The organism is Pseudomonas sp. NFACC16-2 (assembly GCF_900119205.1).
In the GTDB taxonomy this organism is placed as follows: domain Bacteria; phylum Pseudomonadota; class Gammaproteobacteria; order Pseudomonadales; family Pseudomonadaceae; genus Aquipseudomonas; species Aquipseudomonas fluorescens_Q.
This window is the reverse complement of record NZ_FPIX01000006.1, coordinates 82,446-102,481: the sequence shown is the minus strand read 5'-3', so window position 1 is coordinate 102,481 and position 20,036 is coordinate 82,446. Positions and strand designations below refer to the sequence as shown.

Annotated in this window: 20 protein-coding genes; 8 read left to right on the top strand and 12 right to left on the bottom strand. The window is 61.9% G+C overall.

What is annotated here, in order from left to right; translation table 11 throughout:
- Window positions 1–32: 32 nt before the first annotated feature.
- The 3 genes from BT116_RS07780 to BT116_RS07770 all read right to left on the bottom strand — a co-directional run bounded on the left by BT116_RS07780 (window position 33) and on the right by BT116_RS07770 (window position 953).
- Window positions 33–269, bottom strand: a complete 237-nt coding sequence (locus tag BT116_RS07780) for a DUF2789 family protein (RefSeq protein WP_072341896.1) — start codon at window positions 267–269, stop codon at window positions 33–35.
- 87 nt (window positions 270–356) lie between these two features.
- Entirely contained in the window at window positions 357–587 is a 231-nt protein-coding gene (locus BT116_RS07775; RefSeq protein WP_063320688.1) for a hypothetical protein, read from the bottom strand.
- Between the two features lie 129 nt (window positions 588–716).
- On the bottom strand, window positions 717–953 hold the full coding sequence (locus tag BT116_RS07770; protein ID WP_072341893.1) for a hypothetical protein: 237 nt from the start codon (window positions 951–953) through the stop codon (window positions 717–719).
- Between the two features lie 426 nt (window positions 954–1,379).
- On the opposite strand from BT116_RS07770, the gene BT116_RS07765 reads away from it, so the two are divergent.
- The 3 genes from BT116_RS07765 (at window position 1,380) to BT116_RS07755 (ending at window position 3,589) form a co-directional block, all read left to right on the top strand.
- Complete coding sequence (locus BT116_RS07765) at window positions 1,380–1,829, top strand: hypothetical protein (RefSeq protein ID WP_003202850.1); 450 nt, start codon at window positions 1,380–1,382, stop codon at window positions 1,827–1,829.
- Between the two features lie 171 nt (window positions 1,830–2,000).
- Entirely contained in the window at window positions 2,001–3,011 is a 1,011-nt protein-coding gene (locus BT116_RS07760) for an ABC transporter substrate-binding protein (protein ID WP_072341890.1), read from the top strand.
- Window positions 3,012–3,151: 140 nt separating this feature from the next.
- Window positions 3,152–3,589, top strand: coding sequence for a DUF3995 domain-containing protein (locus tag BT116_RS07755; protein WP_072341887.1), 438 nt, complete (start codon window positions 3,152–3,154; stop codon window positions 3,587–3,589).
- A 190-nt stretch (window positions 3,590–3,779) separates the two neighbouring features.
- On the opposite strand, the gene BT116_RS07750 is transcribed toward BT116_RS07755, so the two are convergent.
- Genes BT116_RS07750 through BT116_RS07725 form a run of 6 tightly spaced genes read right to left on the bottom strand, consistent with a single transcriptional unit; the run spans window position 3,780 to window position 9,849 of the window.
- Complete coding sequence (locus tag BT116_RS07750; protein ID WP_072341884.1) at window positions 3,780–4,142, bottom strand: Na+/H+ antiporter subunit G; 363 nt, start codon at window positions 4,140–4,142, stop codon at window positions 3,780–3,782.
- Window positions 4,139–4,417 (bottom strand): K+/H+ antiporter subunit F, encoded by a 279-nt coding sequence (locus BT116_RS07745; RefSeq protein WP_024780040.1) that lies wholly within the window; start codon window positions 4,415–4,417, stop codon window positions 4,139–4,141. Before BT116_RS07745 ends, BT116_RS07750 begins: the two co-directional genes overlap by 4 nt.
- On the bottom strand, window positions 4,414–4,902 hold the full coding sequence (locus BT116_RS07740; protein WP_063320694.1) for a Na+/H+ antiporter subunit E: 489 nt from the start codon (window positions 4,900–4,902) through the stop codon (window positions 4,414–4,416). Before BT116_RS07740 ends, BT116_RS07745 begins: the two co-directional genes overlap by 4 nt.
- The gene (locus BT116_RS07735; protein ID WP_072341881.1) at window positions 4,899–6,584 is read right to left on the bottom strand and encodes a monovalent cation/H+ antiporter subunit D; all 1,686 of its coding nucleotides are present in this window, start codon (window positions 6,582–6,584) and stop codon (window positions 4,899–4,901) included. The genes BT116_RS07740 and BT116_RS07735 overlap by 4 nt, the downstream gene beginning before the upstream one ends.
- Window positions 6,581–6,925: a Na+/H+ antiporter subunit C gene (locus BT116_RS07730; protein WP_003202835.1), complete on the bottom strand. Its 345-nt coding sequence runs from the start codon at window positions 6,923–6,925 to the stop codon at window positions 6,581–6,583. The genes BT116_RS07735 and BT116_RS07730 overlap by 4 nt, the downstream gene beginning before the upstream one ends.
- Window positions 6,925–9,849, bottom strand: a complete 2,925-nt coding sequence (locus BT116_RS07725) for a monovalent cation/H+ antiporter subunit A (protein ID WP_072341878.1) — start codon at window positions 9,847–9,849, stop codon at window positions 6,925–6,927. The genes BT116_RS07730 and BT116_RS07725 overlap by 1 nt, the downstream gene beginning before the upstream one ends.
- 254 nt (window positions 9,850–10,103) lie before the next feature.
- On the opposite strand from BT116_RS07725, the gene BT116_RS07720 reads away from it, so the two are divergent.
- From BT116_RS07720 to BT116_RS07710, 3 genes are all read left to right on the top strand, one after another.
- Window positions 10,104–12,701 (top strand): S-type pyocin domain-containing protein, encoded by a 2,598-nt coding sequence (locus tag BT116_RS07720; protein WP_072341875.1) that lies wholly within the window; start codon window positions 10,104–10,106, stop codon window positions 12,699–12,701.
- Window positions 12,676–12,954: a bacteriocin immunity protein gene (locus BT116_RS07715; protein ID WP_072341872.1), complete on the top strand. Its 279-nt coding sequence runs from the start codon at window positions 12,676–12,678 to the stop codon at window positions 12,952–12,954. The genes BT116_RS07720 and BT116_RS07715 overlap by 26 nt, the downstream gene beginning before the upstream one ends.
- A gap of 82 nt (window positions 12,955–13,036) precedes the next feature.
- Entirely contained in the window at window positions 13,037–14,539 is a 1,503-nt protein-coding gene (locus BT116_RS07710; RefSeq protein ID WP_072341870.1) for a bacteriocin immunity protein, read from the top strand.
- A 135-nt stretch (window positions 14,540–14,674) separates the two neighbouring features.
- Here BT116_RS07710 and BT116_RS07705 read toward each other — a convergent pair whose 3' ends face one another.
- Entirely contained in the window at window positions 14,675–15,679 is a 1,005-nt protein-coding gene (locus BT116_RS07705; protein ID WP_175497164.1) for a DMT family transporter, read from the bottom strand.
- A gap of 12 nt (window positions 15,680–15,691) precedes the next feature.
- On the opposite strand from BT116_RS07705, the gene BT116_RS07700 reads away from it, so the two are divergent.
- Both BT116_RS07700 and BT116_RS07695 read left to right on the top strand, forming a co-directional pair.
- Window positions 15,692–16,255, top strand: a complete 564-nt coding sequence (locus tag BT116_RS07700; protein ID WP_072341866.1) for a helix-turn-helix domain-containing protein — start codon at window positions 15,692–15,694, stop codon at window positions 16,253–16,255.
- 15 nt (window positions 16,256–16,270) lie between these two features.
- Complete coding sequence (locus BT116_RS07695; RefSeq protein WP_072341864.1) at window positions 16,271–17,719, top strand: FAD/NAD(P)-binding protein; 1,449 nt, start codon at window positions 16,271–16,273, stop codon at window positions 17,717–17,719.
- Between the two features lie 178 nt (window positions 17,720–17,897).
- On the opposite strand, the gene BT116_RS07690 is transcribed toward BT116_RS07695, so the two are convergent.
- Both BT116_RS07690 and BT116_RS07685 read right to left on the bottom strand, forming a co-directional pair.
- Window positions 17,898–19,013, bottom strand: coding sequence for a Gfo/Idh/MocA family protein (locus BT116_RS07690; RefSeq protein WP_072341862.1), 1,116 nt, complete (start codon window positions 19,011–19,013; stop codon window positions 17,898–17,900).
- 232 nt (window positions 19,014–19,245) lie between these two features.
- Window positions 19,246–20,013 carry an SDR family oxidoreductase gene (locus BT116_RS07685; RefSeq protein WP_003180553.1) on the bottom strand — a complete coding sequence of 256 codons (768 nt, stop codon included), beginning with the start codon at window positions 20,011–20,013 and terminating at the stop codon, window positions 19,246–19,248.
- Window positions 20,014–20,036: the final 23 nt, after the last annotated feature.

The following is a 20,036-nucleotide window of genomic DNA, read 5'->3' as shown; positions in this document are numbered from 1 at the left end:
GCTGCCTTGCACTCAGTCCAAGGTCCTGGCAGCTATTTACCGTCATGCAGCCGCACATTCAACTGATCCACCAGCACCGCCTCTTCACCGTCGGCGAGCAGCCATTCGCGCAACAGGTCTTTCTGCTGGTCCGACCAGAAGTCGGCCTCCACCAGCTTGACCTCCGGGGCCAGTGGGTGTGCCACGATGAAATCGTCGATGGCTTTGCCGTCCGAGGGCAGGCCGAGTTGGTCGAACAGGGTACTGAGTTCGTGCGAAGGCTGTTCCATGGGGTTCTCCTTTGGGCGGGCGCCGTCATGGCGCCTCGATTGCTTCCCTTTATCTGAGGCAAGCGCTGGTCAGGAGTTCGATCGGACTCAGGCTTTCAAGGCCCCTTCATCCACTGCGGCTTTCAGCGCCCTGGCGGCTTCCCGGGCGGCCTCGGCAGCGATTTCCGCGGTCTTGAACCAGCGATCTTTTTCCACTTGGTGCCAACTGACCGTGGTCAGGGGCGGTTTGGCGCGCATCACGATGACGGCCTGGAACTCGCCTTCGACCTCTCTGGCTTCGCCCCGGATAAAAAATTCGCCGATATCAAATTCCGTCACGTCGCGCCTTCTCAAAAGTCATGGTGTGGGTGCGCGATCCGTCAATGGGTGACGGTCTTCGCGGGCAGGCAGTATGGCAGCAGTTGCCTGTCGGCGGCTGAGTTAAGTCATGAAGGGGCGCATATGAGCTCAGGCACTTCGTTCCAGACGCCTGGCCAGGTGGCAGGCCTCGTTATGATCGGTGCGGAATCCTCTTACACGTCCAGTGGATGTTTCCTCAATATGGAAAAAGCACTTGCCGGCCAGGACGACCCGGTAACGCGGTTGAATCAACGTGACAGGCAGGCAGTCGACCCCCTTGAACGTGTCGGATGTCTCCACGACACAAGGGGCTTCAGGTTGGATCAGGGTTGTGAAAGTAGCCATGTGAATTCCTTTTCTATGGTTTACCGACGAATTGCCGAGCAGTTTGGGTAGTCTCCACGCCTCTGGCTGCTCTAGAATCGGCAGCACCGTGTGGACGGCTTGCCTATCTAAAGCAATTTTTTTTGGGCTCGATGTCAGAAAAATGCTTTTTTAAGTGAGAAATTTCCCTAAAGTTAGTAGTCCCATCTTTTCCGATGCTCAGAGTGGCTTTTTCCTTCAGCCTCTGGCGACCCCCCGGGAAAGACGGCGAGAGCGGCAACCTTTAGTCTGCTCTCGGCCCGGGACAGGGCGCGCCGTTCACTTCGAATTTCAGTTACAGGTCCATTACGACGCTACGGTCGGCACGGGTTCTCGTGGTCCGTCCTTTGCGAAGGGCGGGCCTTTTTCAAAGATGGGGATGTTTCCTTGGCAGTAAGTAATCTCGACATGCATGCGTTATTCGTACTTGGTGACCTGCGGGCAAAACTGGTCAAACTCTTCCAGTCACGTTTCGTCTACATCACCGAGCAGACCGCCGAAGGTATTTATGTCGCCGAAATCGACACCGAGTCGGCCCTGGTGGTCGATGACAAGCCCAGGCTCGAACTCAAGGTTGGTGATCATTTTCGCGCAGCGGTGTTGCCCAGCCGCGAAGGTGGCAAGTTTGAAATCCGCTTTCGCGAAATCAAGCTGACGGTCTATGGCCTGGGTGATTACGCCTTCGTCACGACCCCCGGTGGTCAGGCAATCCTGTTCAAGGAAGGCCACAGCGTGGTGACCGTGTTTGCGGCCAACGAACAATTGCAAGAAGGCTTGACCAAGACCCTGAAGGCGGTCACCGCCAAGGCCGCCAAGTGGCGCAAGGGCGAACTGGTGACGTTCAAGGCCAGCGAATGAGGCGGGCAGTGCCGGTGAGCGCGGGGATCTCGGTCGCCCTGGACCGGTTACAGTTTTAACGAGATATCGCTGGAACCTCGGCTACAGTCAATTGACTGAACTATTCAGAGGCTTGCGTTCGGTGACGCAGGGCCGTTCAGCCATTGCTGTGTTTGGTACGAGGTTAAAAGCATGAAACGAGTTCGACAGTGGCTGGCTGTCTGGGCCACCTTCACTGTGTTGGTTTCGCCGTTCCCGACGTTGGCCGCGTCAGCGCCGATTCACTTCGCTGACTTGAACTGGGAAAGTGGCAGCCTGATCACCGATATCCTGCGGATCATCGTCGAAAAAGGCTACGGGTTGCAGACCGACACATTGCCGGGCACCACCATTACCCTGGAAACCGCCCTGGCCAATAACGACATCCAGGTGATCGGCGAGGAATGGGCAGGCCGCAGCCCGGTGTGGGTCAAGGCCGAGGCCGAAGGCAAGGTGGTCGCCTTGGGTGATACGGTCAAAGGCGCGACGGAAGGTTGGTGGGTGCCCGAATACGTCATCAAGGGGGATCCGGCCAAGGGCATCAAGCCCCTGGCGCCGGACCTGCGCAGTGTCGAGGACCTGGCGCGCTACAAGCATGTGTTCAAGGATCCGGAGAGCCCCGACAAGGGCCGCTTCCTCAACAGCCCCATTGGCTGGACCTCCGAGGTGGTCAACAAACAGAAGCTCAAGGCGTATGGCCTGTCTGACAGCTACGTGAATTTTCGCAGCGGTTCGGGGGCGGCGCTGGATGCGGAAATCAGCTCGACGATCCGCCGGGGCAAGCCGATTCTGTTTTATTACTGGTCACCCACGCCACTGCTCGGGCGCTTCAAGCTGGTGCAGTTGCAAGAGCCGCCGTTCGATGCCGAAGCCTGGAAAACCCTGACCGACGCCGATAACCCCAACCCCAAGCCAACCCGCTCACTGGCCTCGAAACTGTCGATTGGCGTATCTGCGCCGTTCCAGAAGCAATACCCGGACATTGCCGAGTTCTTCAGCAAGGTCGATTTGCCCATCGAGCCGTTGAACAAAGCCCTGGCCGACATGAGCGAGAAACGCATCCCACCCCGTGAAGCCGCCGAGGCATTCCTCAAGGCGTATCCGCAGGTCTGGCAGGCCTGGCTGCCCAAGGAAGTGGCAGATAAGGTCTCCGCGGGCCTGTAGGAAGGCTCGCGCGCAAGCAGGTTGAACTCTTGATCCTGGGCAATGAGTCATTCGCTGGACACTGGCAACCTACGCCCGTCCAGCGAAATGCCAAATTCCAGCTAGGATGATTGTTCAACTCTCTTCAGGAGGCTGGCGAGATGACGCTTGTGTTGGCTCGGTCGCTGGTCGCAGTGTTTGTGACCATCAGCTTGATTCATTTGTATTGGGCCCTGGGCGGGCGGTGGGCGGCCAAGGCAGTGGTGCCTCAGGTGCCGGTGAAGCAGGGGGAGGCGCTGCGACCGGCGTTCGATCCCTCAGGCTGGTTGACCTTGCTGGTGGCCCTGGCCCTGCTGATGGTGGCGCTGCTGGTCTGCCTGCGAGTCGGCCTGTTGGCCCCGCCTGTCACCCATCGGGCGTTGCAATGGCTGATCAGCGCGATTGCCTTGCTGATGTTCGCCCGGGCCATTGGCGAGTCGGAGCTGGTGGGTTTCTTCAAGGAGGTCAAGGGCTCGACCTTCGCCAGGCTCGATACCTGGGTTTATTCACCGTTGTGCGTGGTGCTCGGGGCAGGGCTGCTGGCGGTGGCATGGGCCTGAGCAGCGATGTGGTGCAATAGGTTTGAGTGATGCCGTTGTTGTGACGAGGGGATTTATCCCCGCTGGGCTGCGAAGCGGCCCCGAATTCCTGTATTTGAATCGAAAATCTGGCGAGCGCTGCGCACTCGAGCGGGGATAAATCCCCTCGCCACAACTGTGTCCGGCTCAGGGGCTCGGTTTACCTCACGGATTAGCGACCGTCCTCTGTCCTGCGGCTGCTCACTTCCGCCGGCACATCATCCCCGGCCATGCGTTTGCGAAACAACGCCGCCCGAGCCAGCAGCAGGGTGGTTACCGGGACGGTGATGGACAACAGGATCGGGATCAGCCAGGCGTGCAACACCGGCCCGGATTTGAGCGCCGAAAAATACACGATCGAGGCCAGCGCCACGCACCAGGCCCCTAGCGTGGAGGCCAGGGCCGGCGGGTGCATGCGCTGGAAATAATCCTTCAAGCGCACCAGGCCGATCGCCCCGATCAAGGCGAACAGGCTGCTGAGCACCAGCAGGATCGCCACCGGGATTTCCACCCACATCGACAATTCGCCGGTCATTCGATCACCTCGCCACGCAACAGGAACTTGGCCAAGGCAAACGAGCCGACAAAGCCGAACAGGGCGATCAGCAGGGCTGCCTCGAAATAGGTGTCACTGGCATAACGGATGCCCAGCACCAGCATCATCAGCATCGCCACGATGTACAGATAGTCCAGGGCCAAGACCCGATCCTGTGCCGAAGGCCCTTTGAACAACCGCAGCAGGGTCAACACCATCGCCAGGGAGAACAGGAACAGGCTCAACAGGATCGCATTGGACAGCAAGGGGCTCATTGGAAAATCTCCATCAACGGGCGCTCGTAGGTGGCCTTGAAATGCGCAATGAATGACGCTTCGTCCTCCAGATCGAACACATGCATCAACAGGATGCTGCGGTCCAGGGCCAGTTCCGACCAGACCGTCCCCGGAATCACCGTGGTGATCATCGACAGCGCGGCCAGTCCATTGGCGTCGTGCAGGTCCAGCGGCACCTTGATGAACCGCGAGCGAGGCGGGCGGCGCCCGGCGTTCAGCACACCCCAGGCCACCGCCACGTTGGACACCAGCACATCCCGGCCCACCAGCAGGAACAAGCGCAACACCACCCACGGCCGGCGGATACGGATGGGCCGTGGGCGCAACGGGCGCATCATCAACGGGGCCAGGAAGCCCAGCGCAGCGCCGAGCAGCAGATGGCCGGCGCTGACGGACACGTTCAACACCAGCCACAGCAACCACAACGCCAGGGACAACCACGGGGCGGGAAACAGGCGCTTCATGGCTGCACCTCCTGCAACGCGGCGCGGGTCTCTGGGTTGGGCACGGCGCGGGTGGCGAGTACCGACATCACGTAATGTTCCGGGGTGTTCAGCGCATCGGCAGCGGATTGGGTGTAGCGCAGCAACGGCTCGGCCTTGAAAGTCAGGGCGATGCCCAGGCCCAGCAGCACGATGATTGGCAGGCATTCGAACGGCCGCAGCAATGGCGAGGGTCGCTCCTGCGGCGTCCAGAAGCGCTGGATGCCCAGGCGCGAGAAGGCAATCAACGAGGCCAGCCCCGACAAGATCAATAACGCCACCAAGCCCCAGGCCTGGTTCGACAGCAATGCCCCGGCGCTGGCGCCGAGCCCCTGGGGATTGAGCAGGGCGCTGAGAAGGCTCAGCTTGCCAATGAACCCCGACAACGGCGGCATGCCGATAATCAACAGCGCACAGAAGATAAAGCTCAAGCCAAGGAAGGCCATGGTCCAGGGAATCACTTGTCCGACCACGGCTTTTTGCTCGTCATCGAGGTTGATGCCCTTGGGCGGTTGCAGGGCTTCCAGCGGTCGCGGCAAGGTGTCGAAGTCATCGTCCAGGGCCAGTTCATTGGCCGAGCGCGAACGCTCGATCAGCTCGGCCAGCAAGAACAGCGCGCAGAGCGCCAGGGTCGAACTCACCAGGTAAAACAGCGCTGCGCCCACCAGGTTGGGTTGGGCGAAGCCGATGGCCGACAACAGGATCCCGGCCGATACCAGGATGCTCAGGCTCGCCATGCGCTCCAGGCGTTGGGCCGCGAGAATAGCGATGGCGGCGCAGACGATGGTCGCCATGCCGCCGTAGACCAGCCAGTCGGCACCGAAATACGCCGAGGCGCCGGCTTGGCCGGAGAACAGCAACGTCCACAGGCGCAGGATCGTGTAGACGCCGACCTTGGTCATGATCGCAAACAGTGCCGCCACCGGTGCGCTGGCGGCGCTATAGGCCGGCACCAGCCAGAAGTTCAGCGGCCACATGCCGGCCTTGGCCAGGAACGCCACTGCAAGGATGCCGGCCCCGGCGTGCAGCAGGCCGCGGTCGGCCTCCGGCACCAACGGGATTTTCAGGGCCAGGTCGGCCATGTTCAAGGTGCCGGTGACGCCATAGATCAATGCCGCGCCGATCAGGAACAGCGACGAGGCCAACAGATTGATGGAAATGTAATGCAGCCCCGACGACACCCGCGCCCGGCCCGAACCGTGCAGCATCAAGCCGTAGGAGGCCGCCAGCAGCACTTCGAAGAACACGAACAGGTTGAACAGGTCCGCTGTCAGGAAGGCGCCGTAGAGGCCCATCAACTGGATCTGGAACAGCGCGTGGAAGCTCGCACCGGCGCCGTGCCAGCGGGCCGTGGCGAAGAGCAGGGCGCAGACGCCGATGATGCCGGTCAGCACCAGCATCAGCGCCGACAGCCGATCGACCACCAGCACAATGCCGAACGGCGCTTGCCAGTTGCCCGGCAGGTACACGCCAATGGATGCGGGCAGGGCTTGGTCCTGGGTCCAGTACAACAACAGCACGGCGATGCCCAGGCCCAGCAGACTGGAAAGCAGGTTGATCCGCGCCTTGAGCGGGCGGTGTTTCTCGCCCAGCATCAGCATCAGTGCGGCGGTCAGCAGCGGCAGCAGGATGGGCGCGGCGATCAGATGAGGCGTCAACATCATTCCTTGGGCTCCCGACCGTCCACATGGTCGGTGCCGGTCAGGCCCCGGGAGGCCAGCAGCACCACCAGGAACAGCGCGGTCATGGCGAAGCTGATCACGATGGCCGTCAGCACCAGGGCTTGGGGCAGTGGGTCGGTGTAGTGCAGCAAGTCCTGGGGCACGCCATCCTTGATGATCGGCTCCTTGCCGATGAACAGGCTGCCCATGCTGAAGATGAACAGGTTGACGCCGTAGGACAGCAGGCACAGGCCCATGACCACCTGGAAGGTCCGTGGCCGCAAGACCAACCAGACTCCGGAGGCGGCCAGTACGCCGATTGCGATTGCGATGACTTCTTCCATCAGGCGGTGGCTCCTGTGCGAGGGGCGACGGGTTTGGCTAGCAGGCCCGGTTTATGCGCCCGCACCGATTGGTGCGCCAGGGCGGTGAGGATCAACAGCGTCGAGCCGACCACCACGGCGTACACGCCGATGTCAAAGAACAGGGCGCTGGCCAGGTGAATGTCACCCAGCAACGGCAACTCGAAATGCCAGGTGTGGGTGGTCAGGAACGGGTACCCCACGGCCATCGCTCCCAGCCCGGTGGCCGTGGCGAACAACAGTCCGGTGCCCATCCAGCGCAGCGGTCGCAGGCTCATCTGCGCCTCGACCCACTGGGTGCCGGCAACCATGTATTGCAGGATGAACGCCACCGACATCACCAGCCCGGCCACGAAGCCGCCACCGGGTTGGTTGTGGCCGCGCATGAACAGGTAGAACGACACCACCAGCGCGATTGGTAGCAGCAGGCGCACCAGCACCGATGGCACCATCATGAAGCCCAATGCGGTGTCGCTGGCATGGCGCGGGTTGACCAGGTCGGTGACCACGTCGGGTGCCAGCAGACGCTGTTGCGCCGGTAGCTGCATGCTTTCCTTCGGTGGGCGGAAACGCCGCAGCAGGGCGAACACCGCCAGGGCCACCGCCACCAGCACGGTGATTTCCCCCAGGGTGTCGAAGCCGCGAAAGTCCACCAGCATCACATTCACCACATTGCTGCCGCCACCTTCGGGCAGGGCACGGCTCAAGTAGAACGACGAAATGTCGTTGGGTGTCTGCCGCGTCAGCATGGCGTAGGAGAGCAACGCCATGCCGCCGCCCACCGCGATGGACAGCAGCAAGTCCCGCAGGCGCCGGATGCGCGCGCGCCGCTCGCTGTTGGGCAGCGGCGAGACGTCTTCGATACGCCGTGGCAGCCAGCGCAGGCCGAGCAGGATCAGCACGGTGGTCACCACTTCCACCACCAGTTGCGTCAAGGCCAGATCGGGGGCGGAGAACCAGACGAAGGTCACGCAGGTCATCAGACCGCAGACACTGACCATGGTCAGGGCCGCGAGCCGGTGATACTTGGCCTGCCAGGCCGCGCCCAGGGCACAGGCGATGGCCAGCAACCACAGGCTGACGAAGACGATGGAACCGGGGATCTTCGGCCGGTCGCCCCAGACCAATGTGCTGTGCAGCATCGGGATCAGCCCGGCCAACACCGCAGCGAGGACCAGCCAGAACAATTGGGCCTGCAGGCGGCGGGTACTGATTCGGCGTTCCAGTCGTCGACCCAGGCGCATCATCAGCACCAGGCAACGCTCGAACAGCCGCTTGCCACTGAGTCGGCCAATGAATGGCGGGTGCTTGATGTGGCCTTGCCGGAACTGATTGCGCAGCAGCAGGTACAGGACGATGCCGCCGGACATCGCCACCAGGCTCATGATCATCGGTGCATTCAGGCCGTGCCAGATCGCCAGGCTGTACTCCGGCAGCGTGCCGCCGACCACCGGCAACGCCGCCGCCGCGAGCAATGAACCGACCACTTGGGCTGGGAAAATCCCCACCACCAGGCAGGTGAACACCAGCAATTCCACCGGGGCGCGCATCCAGCGCGGTGGTTCGTGAGGAGTGTGGGGCAGGTCGGTGGCGGTGGGGCCGAAGAACACGTCCACGGTGAAGCGCAGGGAGTAGGCGACGCTGAAGGTCCCGGCGATGGTGGCGATGATCGGCAGCGCCAGCTCGACCCAGGCCGTGGCGGAAATGAACACGGTCTCGGCGAAGAACATTTCCTTGGAGAGGAATCCATTGAGCAGCGGCACCCCGGCCATCGCCGCGCTGGCGACCATCGCCAGGGTCGCCGTGAACGGAATCAGCCGCACCAGGCCACTGAGTTTACGGATATCCCGGGTGCCGCTTTCATGGTCGATGATCCCCGCCGCCATGAACAGCGAGGCCTTGAACGTGGCGTGGTTGAGGATATGAAACACCGCCGCCACGGCCGCCAGCGGACTGTTCAGGCCCAACAGCAGGGTGATCAACCCGAGGTGGCTGATGGTGGAGTAGGCCAGCAATCCCTTGAGATCGTTCTGGAACATCGCGCAGTAGGCGCCCAGCAGCAAGGTGCAGGCCCCCGCGCCACTGACGATGTAGAACCACTCTTCGCTACCCGACAGCGACGGCCACAGCCGCGCCAGCAGGAACACCCCGGCCTTGACCATGGTCGCCGAGTGCAGGTACGCCGACACCGGCGTCGGAGCAGCCATGGCGTGAGGGAGCCAGAAGTGGAAAGGGAATTGCGCGCTTTTGCTCAGGGCGCCGATCAGGATCAGCGGCAACAGGATGGGGTAGAGGCCATGGGCACGGATCAGGTCGCCGGCGGCCAGGACCTTGTCCAGCTCATAGCTGCCCACCACATGGCCGAGCAGCATCACCCCGGCCAACAGGCAAAGCCCGCCGGCACCGGTCACCATCAACGCCATGTAGGCACCGCGCCGAGCGTCGGCGCGGTGGTGCCAGTAGCCGATCAACAGGAAGGAGAACAGGCTGGTCAGTTCCCAGAAGAACACCATCTGGATCAGGTTGCCCGAGATCACCAGCCCGAGCATGGCGCCCATGAACGCCAGGAAGAAGGCGAAGAAGCGCGGCACCGGATCGTCCGGCGACATGTAATAGCGGGCATACAGCGACACCAGCGTGCCGATGCCCAGCACCAGCAACGAAAACAGCCAGGCGAACCCGTCCAGGCGCAGCACGAAATCCAGGCCCAGGCTGGGCAACCAGTCATAGTGCTCACGGAGCACGCCGCCGTCGGCGATCTGCGGATACAGCAAGGCCACCTGAACCGTGCCGGCCAGGGCCACGAGGCCTGCCAGCAGGGATTCGGCGTTACGGGCGTTATGCGGCAGCAGCGCCGCGACACAGCTGCCGATGAAGGGCAAAAGCAATAGAACTATCAGTGACATAGGCTTCTATTCGGCGGATGGGTAGCTGGGATCATACGTGGCGTATTCCCGATCACCAACCGCGAGGGTGTCGCAGAATCCTACAAGGTAGATTGATTTTTCTGGCTTTGCGTTGCTTTGGCGAGGGGACGTAGCCTCAGACTCCGCCCTGAGGACTGAAGCCACGCAAGTAAAAAATCCGGGCGCTATACATATTTACCGCACCCGAGCACGGCTCCATCGCCATTGTGCGCCATACAGGAAAGGAGAACTGTATGGCAAAGCAAACACTTAATGATGGATCAGATGGAACGGTAGTCATCAGGCCGGGAGGGTCACCATCGGGTGGCGGTTCTGGCGGAGGGTACGGCGGCGGCTTCGGGGGAAACCGCGTCGGTTCTTCAGGCGGTCCCACCCGTTCAGCCAAGGGTATAAAAAGGAGGCAAGAGGACAGGCTCAAACGCAAGGCTGAGGAGGCACAAGCCGCCGCAAAGGCGAAGGCTGATGCAGAAAAAGCCACCGCAAAGGCCCAAGAACAAGCGCGCTTCCAGGCTCGCCAACAAGCGCTGGTGACAATGGTGCAGCGCTACACCAGTACCCGGGCCGAGGTGGATCGGAACTTCGCGAGTAAAAAACAACAACTTGACGCGGTGCTTCAAAAGGAAATTTCGGCCGCAAGGCGGCCACCCGTCCCGAATTCGACCGAACGCTGGCAGCTTTACACCCTCACCAAGGAGAAAAACGAAATCGACGGGCTGATTGCCCGTAAAACCACAGAGCTCAATGCCAAGAACATCGCCGCCCGCGTCTTCGATGGACAGGATCCGCTCACCCGTTCGGCGAACGACTACCGCACGCGACTGGATCAGTTCGGCACCGCCCTCGATGACGGTCACCGACTCTGGGAGCAGGCTTACATCGCGGCTCAAGAGGCGCGACTGCTGTCCCAGCAGATCAACGCTCTGAGCGAAAAATCCAACGCGCTGGCCCGGCTCCATGCCGAGCAGACGGTGGTTTGGCGTGATCGTGAAGCCGTCTGGGAGCGCCAACGTCAATACGCCGAACAACGGGCGGCGCGTATCCGCTTCAAACAGCAAGTCGATGAAAGCATCCGGCTGGAGCGGTTCAAGCAAGTCCATACCCTGAGCGTGCCTGCGCCCTCGTTGGCCGCGGGTGGAATGGTATTGACCCGAGACGCCGTGTTCGTCGGTCAGCAAGCCGCGGCGGTGTTGGAACAGGCTATCGCCGCTTCCGTCGAAACACTGAAGGATTATGGGCGGATCCTGGCCAGGACGGGCCCGGTCTTCGTCACGGCGATGGTCTACTCGCCGGAACTCGGCAACGGCGAACTGACACCCGAACAACGTAACCGACTGTTCCAGGGTGTCGGCGTACCGGCACAAGTGCTCGGCCTCTCCGACGGATCCGCACTGCAATCCATTGCTGATGCGGGCGGTTCGGTTGAAGTGGCGTACCGGCTCAAGCCGCAAGCTGTTCCTGAAGGCACTGCGCTTCACGTTGCCAATACTGGCGACACGATCGGCGCTCATGTGCCAGTCATCAACGCGGTATTCGATCCCCTGACCGGCCTCTACAACGCCGAAGTCCCCGGCTCACCGGCCCGACACCTGCAGTTTGCCGCCGATGCCGCCCCTCAGGGGGCTCCTGCAAATCCACCGGTATTGACGGCAATGGCGCCGCAGGTCGAGACCTTGCCGGCAGGTGTGGACCTGCGCATCCAAGACTGCATCATCTGCGTGCCCGGTGTGCCACCGACCTATTTCTCTTTCGACTTGCCAGCCCTCGGCTCGGGCATCGTTACAGGGGCCGGCAAACCGGCTGCCAATGATTGGTGGAACACGGCCAGCCAGCCCCAGGGCGCGGCCATTCCAGAGCAAGTCGGCCATCAGATGCGGGCGCAGGCAATCAAGTCCTTCAGCGCCTTCGACCAGGCACTGTGGCGCACCCTCGCCGAGCACCCGGCGTTGTGGGGCAACACAGACGACATCAACAAAAAACGCATCGAACGAGGTTTTGCGCCCTATGCGCCGAAAAGCACATGGGTCGGTGAACGCCGTGAGTTCGAACTGCGTTATCAGGCGCGGGCGGAGCTGGGTGAAAACCCGTTCAACCTCGACCGTATCAGCATCACTACGCCCCAGAGTCGTCACGGGCAACCGGGCGTCGTGCCCGCCGTCATACCTTGGCCGACCCGTCCAATCGGCAACGGCACCCGGACACCCCTGGTGCCGCCGGGTGTCGAACAGCTTGGCCCGACTACGTCACCGATTACACCGCCACTTTCGCAGGTATATCCCGGCAATCCGGTAATCCCGGTCCTACCGGAAAACGAGACGTTTCCGGCTGTTGATCCGGGGCAAACCGGTGCGAGTATTCCAGGGTTTCCGGCGGATATGGAGTTGCCTTCGCCGGATGCGTTGTTTTATGACCGGCGGGATGATCGGGGCGTGGCTCTGGGGTTTGGGCAGCCAGTGTCGGGCATTTGGTTGGGGGAGGCGGCGAGGACGACTGGCGCTCCTATTCCGGATCGGATTGCTGATCAGTTGAGGGGGAGGGAGTTTGCGAACTTTCATCGGTTCAGGGAGGCGTTTTGGAGGGCTGTGGCGGCGGATGGGGAGCTGAGCCGGCAGTTTAACAATTCGAATTTAGTAAAAATGCGAAATGGAGTAGCCCCTCGCGCAGTAGCGTCTGACGTTGTTGGAGGGCGACGGAGTTTTGAGCTTCACCATCACATCAGGGTTAAGGATGGTGGCGACGTGTACGGCATGGATAATCTTTCGGTGGTGGCGCCTAGACGCCATATAGAAATTCACGGAGCAAAGAAAAATGATCAAATTAAAAAATCGTATTGAAGATTACACCGAGGCGGAGTTTTTGCTGTTTCTTGAAGAGTTTTTCGATAATAGGACCGAATTGCAAGGTTGTGCTTTGAGCAAGTATTGGGACTTACTGGCAGATCACTTTGAACGTGTTACACAACATCCGTCGAAGTCCGATGTAATTTATTATCCAAAGGAAGGCCAGGAAGACAGCCCCGAAGGCATCTTGAAAGAAGTCAAGGAATGGCGCGCCCGCAATAACAAGCCAGGCTTCAAGCCCGAATAAATGAACCCCGGCGAACGCATCTGCTCGATCTGCCAAGCAGGTGCGTTCCCGAGGACGCATGCTCAAACAAGGAAAACCATAGATGGAACTTAAACCCAAACTCCAGGATTACACTGAAACCGAGTTTCAGGCGTTCGTAGGAACAATATGGAATGTCGACATGGGCAAAGAAGAACATGACCGACTAATCAACCACTTCGATCGAATCGTCGGGCATCCCAAAGGCGCGGACCTGCTGTTTTACCCCGAAGACACCGGGTATACGAACGCCCCGGAAACGATTGTCCACTTCGTAAAACAGTGGCATTTCAAAAAGAACGTTATTCCCTTCAAGGGCGGGGTGTTGCCTGCCCCGGCGAAGCCCGCGCCTCGCTTGAGCATGGCGCAACACGCGACGGCAAGAGCCCAGCGCGAACTTGCAAATGCACAGCAGTTGGCCTTGGACATCACCGCTGCTGAACAGGCGGTTGAAAAAGCCTTCACCCAGCTGGAGCTTGTTACCCGGCAACGACAAAACCAACACGATGCAGAGCAGACGCTGGACGCACTCGAACAGGGGATGCGGCGGCTGGAGCAGGCACAACACGAAGTGGTCAGGGCCGTGCGTACGTTCGAGCGACATAAAATGAGTGTCGAGTTCGCCTTGAGTGGCGCCCAGCATAATCTCACCTATAACAAAGCCGATCAGGCGCTCTGGCAAGCGAATGCACGGCAGGCCGCTGCCAATCATGGTCGTTATCTTGCGCGTCTCTCCTCGATCGCCCAGCGTCATGCCGTACTTCACGCCGCCGCTGAAGCCGTACTGGAGCACTCCGCGGCGCAACTGATGCGTTTGCGGGAGCATGACAGCAGCCCGGTATTGTTTCGTATGTCCGCTGTCAACGATATGAGGCACCCGAACCTGTTGCTGGGCGCCGCGCCGCCACTAAGGACGAGTCAACGGGTGGACTTGCAAAAATCCATTCGTTCAGCCGTCGCCGAGTTCAATTGGTTGATGACACATTCGGAGCAGGGCCACACCGGGCAATATGCCGAGATCCTGAGTTTTGATCTTGTCAGTCGAACCAAGGAGGTGCGTTTTGGCCTGTGTGTGGCGCTGGCCGAGCTCTCTGCCATTGAACAGGACTGGCAGACCCTGGCCGCACAGCAGGGCGAGGTGGCGTTGCCGTTGCGAATGAGCACGGCAACGGTCGCGACAAAACCCGGCAGCCATTTCAGAGGCCTGAAAGAAATACGTGAGCTGTTTCAGATCTACATCACGCCCGCCATCGGTGCGTTGCCGTCCAAGGTACGCGTCAGGCAGGCGGTTTGGCATGAAGCTGGACGGGTTTTTCGCTTTACCGCGGACGGCTCGCAGCCCCGAGTGATTGAATGGACACGTGCGGACAGCTTGGAGGCGCCGGTTGAGTCCGAGCAAAATCGACTCGATTCTGCCGGTTTCATTCACTCTTCGCCGGTGCCGACGTTGGAGTCCTTTAATTCCATCGAAGAGGTTCGATTCGATGATTATGTAGTGGTGTTTCCCCTGGGCTCGGGGTTGGAGCCGGTTTATGTTGTGTTCAATGGCACCGCGCCATACACCTGACCTGTGGCGAGGGAGCTTGCTCCCGCTGGGGCGCGCAGCGGCCCTGAAACCTGGCGACGCAATGTTCCGGTTGATTGGGTGGTCTTCGGGGGCTGCTGCGCAGCCCAGCGGGAGCAAGCTCCCTCGCCACAGGTATTACTGCTCGCGCTCAAGCACCTCGTCCTGGGTGACGACACCTTTGCTCCGAGTCTTCAACTCACTAACAATCACCGCCGCGACGATCAGCGCCGCGCCGAACAAGGCAATCGCCGGCAACCGTTCGCCCGCCAGGCGCCCGGCGATGCCGGCCCACACCGGCTCGCCAGCATAGATAAGCGTGGCGCGGGTGGGCGAGACACTTTTCTGCGCCCAGTTCATCGCCACCTGAATGGCTGCACTGGCGGCTCCCAGGCCAACGGCGCTGGCCAGCAGCAGCCAGGAGAACGCCGGGATCGCTTCCTGGGTCGGCACCACCATCAGAAACGCCAGCACCGCGGTGCTTGCCAGTTGCACCACGGTCACCCGGCGCACATCGACCTGGCCGGCATAGGCGCTGATCAGGATGATTTCGGCGGCAATCGCGATGGCGCTGATCAACGTGGCGATTTCACCGGGGCTGAAGTTCAGCGAGGCCCCGGCCGGGCCCGACACCAGCATCAACCCGGTAAACGCCAGCATGATGCCGATGCTCGGCATCAAGCCCGGTCGACGGCCCAACACCAGCCATTGCAGCAAGGGCACGAATGGCACGTAAAGCGCGGTGATGAACGCCGATTGGCTGCTGGGGATGGTTTGCAGGCCGACGGTCTGCAGGCCGTAGCCGAGCATGATCGCCACGCCGATAAAGCAGCCGGCCTTGAGTTCGAAGAGGGTCAGGTCCCGCAGATGCCGCCAGGAAAACAGCGCGACAAACGCGGCCGCGGCGGCAAAGCGCAGGCCAACGAAAAACATCGGCCCGCTGACCGTCATGGCGTGCTGCACCAACAGGAAGGTCCCACCCCAGATCATGGTGATCAGCACCAGCACGCATTCGGCCTTGCTGAACCTTGAGAGACGGGGGGAAGCTTGAGGGGAGTTCACCGATGCCATGACCTTGCGCGCCACTTGAGGCGGACGCACAATGCGCCCGAAGTTGGGCAGTATAATGCGCAGCCCTACCATGTGAGCAATATAGTGCACAAAGAATCCGGCCAGCGGGCTTCCGTCCTGCAACACGTCAGCCAGAACATCCGTCGTCTGCGGCATGCCGCGCAGCTTAGCCAGACGGCGCTGGCGGAATTGTCGGGGGTCAGCCGACGGATGCTGGTGGCCATCGAGGCCGGGGAAAAGAACGTCAGTCTGACCACCCTCGACCGTGTCGCCGAAGCCCTCGACGTGGCCTTCAGCGACTTGATCCAGGCGCCCGACGCCCGCGATCCGAGCCGCATCAACGAGCTGGCCTGGGCCGGCACGATTCCTGGCAGCAAAGCCGTATTGCTGGCAAAAGCCACCGCCAGCCGCGAAGTCGAGCTTTGGGAATGGCGCCTGGAGCCCGGCGAGCATTACCATTGCGAACCCGACGCCGATGGCTGGAGCGAGCAGCTTTATGTCTTCGAGGGCTGCCTGACGCTGCTGTTGGGCAGTGAGGAACGCCGCATTGGTGCCGGTGAGTTTTTCATGTTCGCCAGCAACCAGCCCCACGCCTATCGCAACGATGGGCCGGTGGCGGCGAGATTCGTACGCAATGTGGTGATTTGATCCCTGGAGAGCGGTATGGACACAGCGTTGGATCGACAGACGAGCAGCCTCACCCGCGAAGCCGATATCTTGATCGTAGGTGGCGGCCTGAGCGGTGCCATGCTGGCCGCGCAGCTGCTGCGCCTGCCGGGCCGGCGTGAGGTGCTGATTGTCGAGCCGCGCAGCGAACTGGGCCGGGGCGAGGCCTACAGTGCCGTGGAGCTGGGGCACACCTTGAACGGCAACGCGGCACGCATGAGCGTCGACCCGGACAACGCCGACGACCTGACCCAATGGCTTACCGCATTCATCGAAGCCGGCGGCTGGCCCGAGTCGGATCAGCAGCATGTACCGGTCAGCGAGTTGTTCCCGCCCCGGGGGATGTTTGGCCTCTATGTGCAACAACGGCTGGCCGAGGCTCGCGAGTTGGGCGCACGAAACGGTTCGACTGCCGAGCACGTGCGTGGGGAGGCCGTGGACCTGCGGGTTGTCGACGATGCCGTCATGCTGACGCTGGATGACGGCCAGGTCTTGCGTGGCCGCTTCGCGGTGCTGGCCACCGGCATGTTCCCGGCGGCACGCACCCCGCAAACCGAATCCAGCGGCTTGAATGCCGCGGCCCTGGACCCTTGGGATGTGGCTGCGATGCGCCTGCTTGATCCGCAGTCCACGGTGCTGATCATCGGCTCGGGGCTGACCATGGTCGATGCCGTGGTGTCCCTGGAGCAGGCCGGGCACCGTGGCCCGATCGAAGTGTTTTCCCGTCATGGTTTGTTGCCTCATGTGCGCCGCCAGCCACCCGCCTGGGTGGATTTCCTCGCCGACGATCACAGCCTGCGGTCGCCACGTCAGTTGATGCGGGCCCTGCGCGAGCAATGCCGCCGGGCCCAGGCCCAAGGGATCGATTGGCAGGCGCCGCTGGACACGGTGCGCGCCCACATCGGGCGCTTGTGGAGCCAGGCCAGCGATGTGCAACGCCGGCAGTTCGTCCGGCATGTACGGCCCTGGTGGGAGAGCCACCACCACCGTTCGCCGCCGTTGAGCGCCGAGCTGGTGGCGCGTCTGCACGGGGAAGGGCGGTTGCGGATCCACGCGGCATCGTTCAAGGGGCTGGCGGCGTCCGCCGAGGGCACGGTGGGTATCCGCATCCGCCGTCGGGGTGAGGCCGGGCTGGCCGTGGTGCAGGGCGCGGCGCTGATCAACTCCAGCGGTATTGAATATGACTGGCGCCGGGTGGCGCGACCGTTGCCGCAGCAGCTGCTGGCTCGCGGTCTGATCCAGCCGGGGCCGCTGGCCCTGGGCATTGCCGCCCGGCCTGACGGTGCGGTGCTGGACGCCCAAGGGGCCCCCGCCCAGCGGCTGTTCGCCATGGGGCCGCCGTTGCGGGGGATGTGGTGGGAAAGCACCGCCGTGACCGACGTGGCGAGCCAGGCCAAGGCGCTGGCGGCGCGGTTGGTTGAGTTGCGTACCCAGGCTTCAGATTGAACACGGTCCCTTGTGGTGAGGGGATTTATCCCCGTTGGGTCGCGTAGCGGCCCCCAAATTTAGCCTGACACACCGAGGAGGCATTTTTAGGGGCGCTTCGCACCCCAACGGGGATAAATCCCCTCGCCACAGGGTTAACCATGTCCCCGGACCAAACAGGGGATACTGAAGTGAGGGGTTATAGCTCGCTGACCTTCACCCAACGCAGCTCCCGCGCCGCCACCCGAATCGCCGCCGCCAGCCGCTCCACTTCCCAGGCCTCTTCGAAGTCCGTGCCGCTGCCGCCTTCGCCTGCAAGCGTCATGACCAGTTCCTGCACCTCCAGGGTCTTCAATTCGTTGTACCCCAACTGGTGCCCGGCGGCCGGGCTGAACGCGGCGTAGCCCGGCAAATCCGGGCCGGCCAGCAGGCGCTGGAAACCTGGCTGACCGACGCGACACAAGCGCAGTTCATTCAGCCGTTCCTGATCGAACGCCAGGGTGCCGAGGGTGCCGCTGATCTCGAAGCTCAGGTGGTTTTTGTAGCCGTGCTTGAGCCAACTGCTGCTCACCGTGCCTCGGGCGCCATTGGCGAAACGCAGCAGCGCGTGGACCTGGTCGTCCACCGCGATGGCACGTTGTTCGGCATTGCCCGCGCTGGCAGGCCGTTGGCTGTGCACGGTCTGGCTGTCGGCGCACACCGCTTCGACATCGCCCAACAAGTGCCGGGCCATGGCCAGCAAGTGGCTGCCCAGGTCCGCCAGTGCGCCGCCGGCGTGGGCCGCTTCGCAGCGCCATGACCACGGCGAGGCGGGGTCGGCCATGAAGTCTTCGCTGAATTCGCCCTGGAAACTGATGATCTGTCCCAGTTCGCCGCGTTGGATCATGTCCCGCGCCCGTTGAATGATCGGGTTGTGCTGGTAGTTGTAGCCGACCCGCGTCACCACCCCGGCCGCCTTGGCCGCCTGGCGCATCTGCTCGGCCTGCTCCAGGGACACCGCCAGGGGTTTTTCACAATAGACCGGCTTGCCCGCCGCCAACGCCGCCATGGCCATCGGGAAGTGCAGGTGGTTGGGTGTGGTGATGGCGATCAGGTTGACCTTGGGGTCGTCGATCAACTGTTGCCAATCGCTATGGGCCGTTCCGAACCCCCAGCTTTGGGCGCACTGCCGGGCACGCTGAGGATCGGCGTCGGCCAGGGCCGCCAGTGTCAGGTTCAGGGGAAGGTCGAACACCGCCTTGGCATTGTGGAACGCCAAGGCATGGGCACGGCCCATGAAGCCGGTGCCAATCAGACCGATGCCGAGTTCACGCATGAGGAAGAGCCCTTTGAATTGTTATTTTCAGAAGGGCTATTTATGGAATAAATATTCGCTAATTGCAAATGTTGGAATAAATATTCATTTGCGCGCTCGCAGAGGATCCCTTGTGGGAGCGAGCTTGCTCGCGATAGCGGTGGGTCAGCAGTACTGGTGTGACTGATGCAATGCTATCGCGAGCAAGCTCGCTCCCACAGGGTTTCTCACAGGTCTGCCATGGAGTTCGCTATCAGGACAGGAACCCACCGTCCACATTCAACGCCACACCCGTGGTGTAGCTCGATGCATCGCTGGCCAGGTACAGCACAGCGCCGGCCATTTCGCTCGGGTCGGCCACGCGCTTGAGGGGGATCTGCGCCAGGGCGGTTTTCAGGATGGCGTCGTTCTTGACCAGGGCCGAGGCGAATTTGGTGTCGGTCAGGCCCGGCAGCAGGGCGTTGCAGCGGATGCCGAACTGCGCGCATTCCTTGGCGAAGACTTTGGTCATGTTGATCACCGCCGCCTTGGTCACCGAGTAGATGCCCTGGAAAATCCCCGGCGAAATGCCGTTGATCGACGCCACGTTGATGATGCTGCCGCCGCCGTTCTCGCGCATCAGCTTGCCGGCTTCCACCGACATGAAAAAGTAGCCGCGGATGTTCACGTCCACGGTTTTCTGGAACGCACCCAGGTCGGTGTCCAGGACGTTGCAGAATTGCGGGTTGGTGGCGGCGTTGTTGACCAGGATGTCCAGGCGTCCGAACTGTTCGCGGATACCCGCGAATACCTGGCTGATCTGCTCCATTTCACCGATGTGGCAGGCGATGGCGGTGGCCTTGCCGCCGGCGGCGATGATGGCGTCGGCCACGTGTTGGCAACCGTCGAGCTTGCGGCTGGAAACGATTACATGCGCGCCTTGCTGGGCCAGCAGTTTGGCGATGGCTTCGCCGATGCCGCGGCTGGCGCCGGAAACGAAAGCGATTTTACCGTCGAGGTCGAACAACTGGGTCTTGGACATGCTGTTTCCTTGTTATAGGTGCG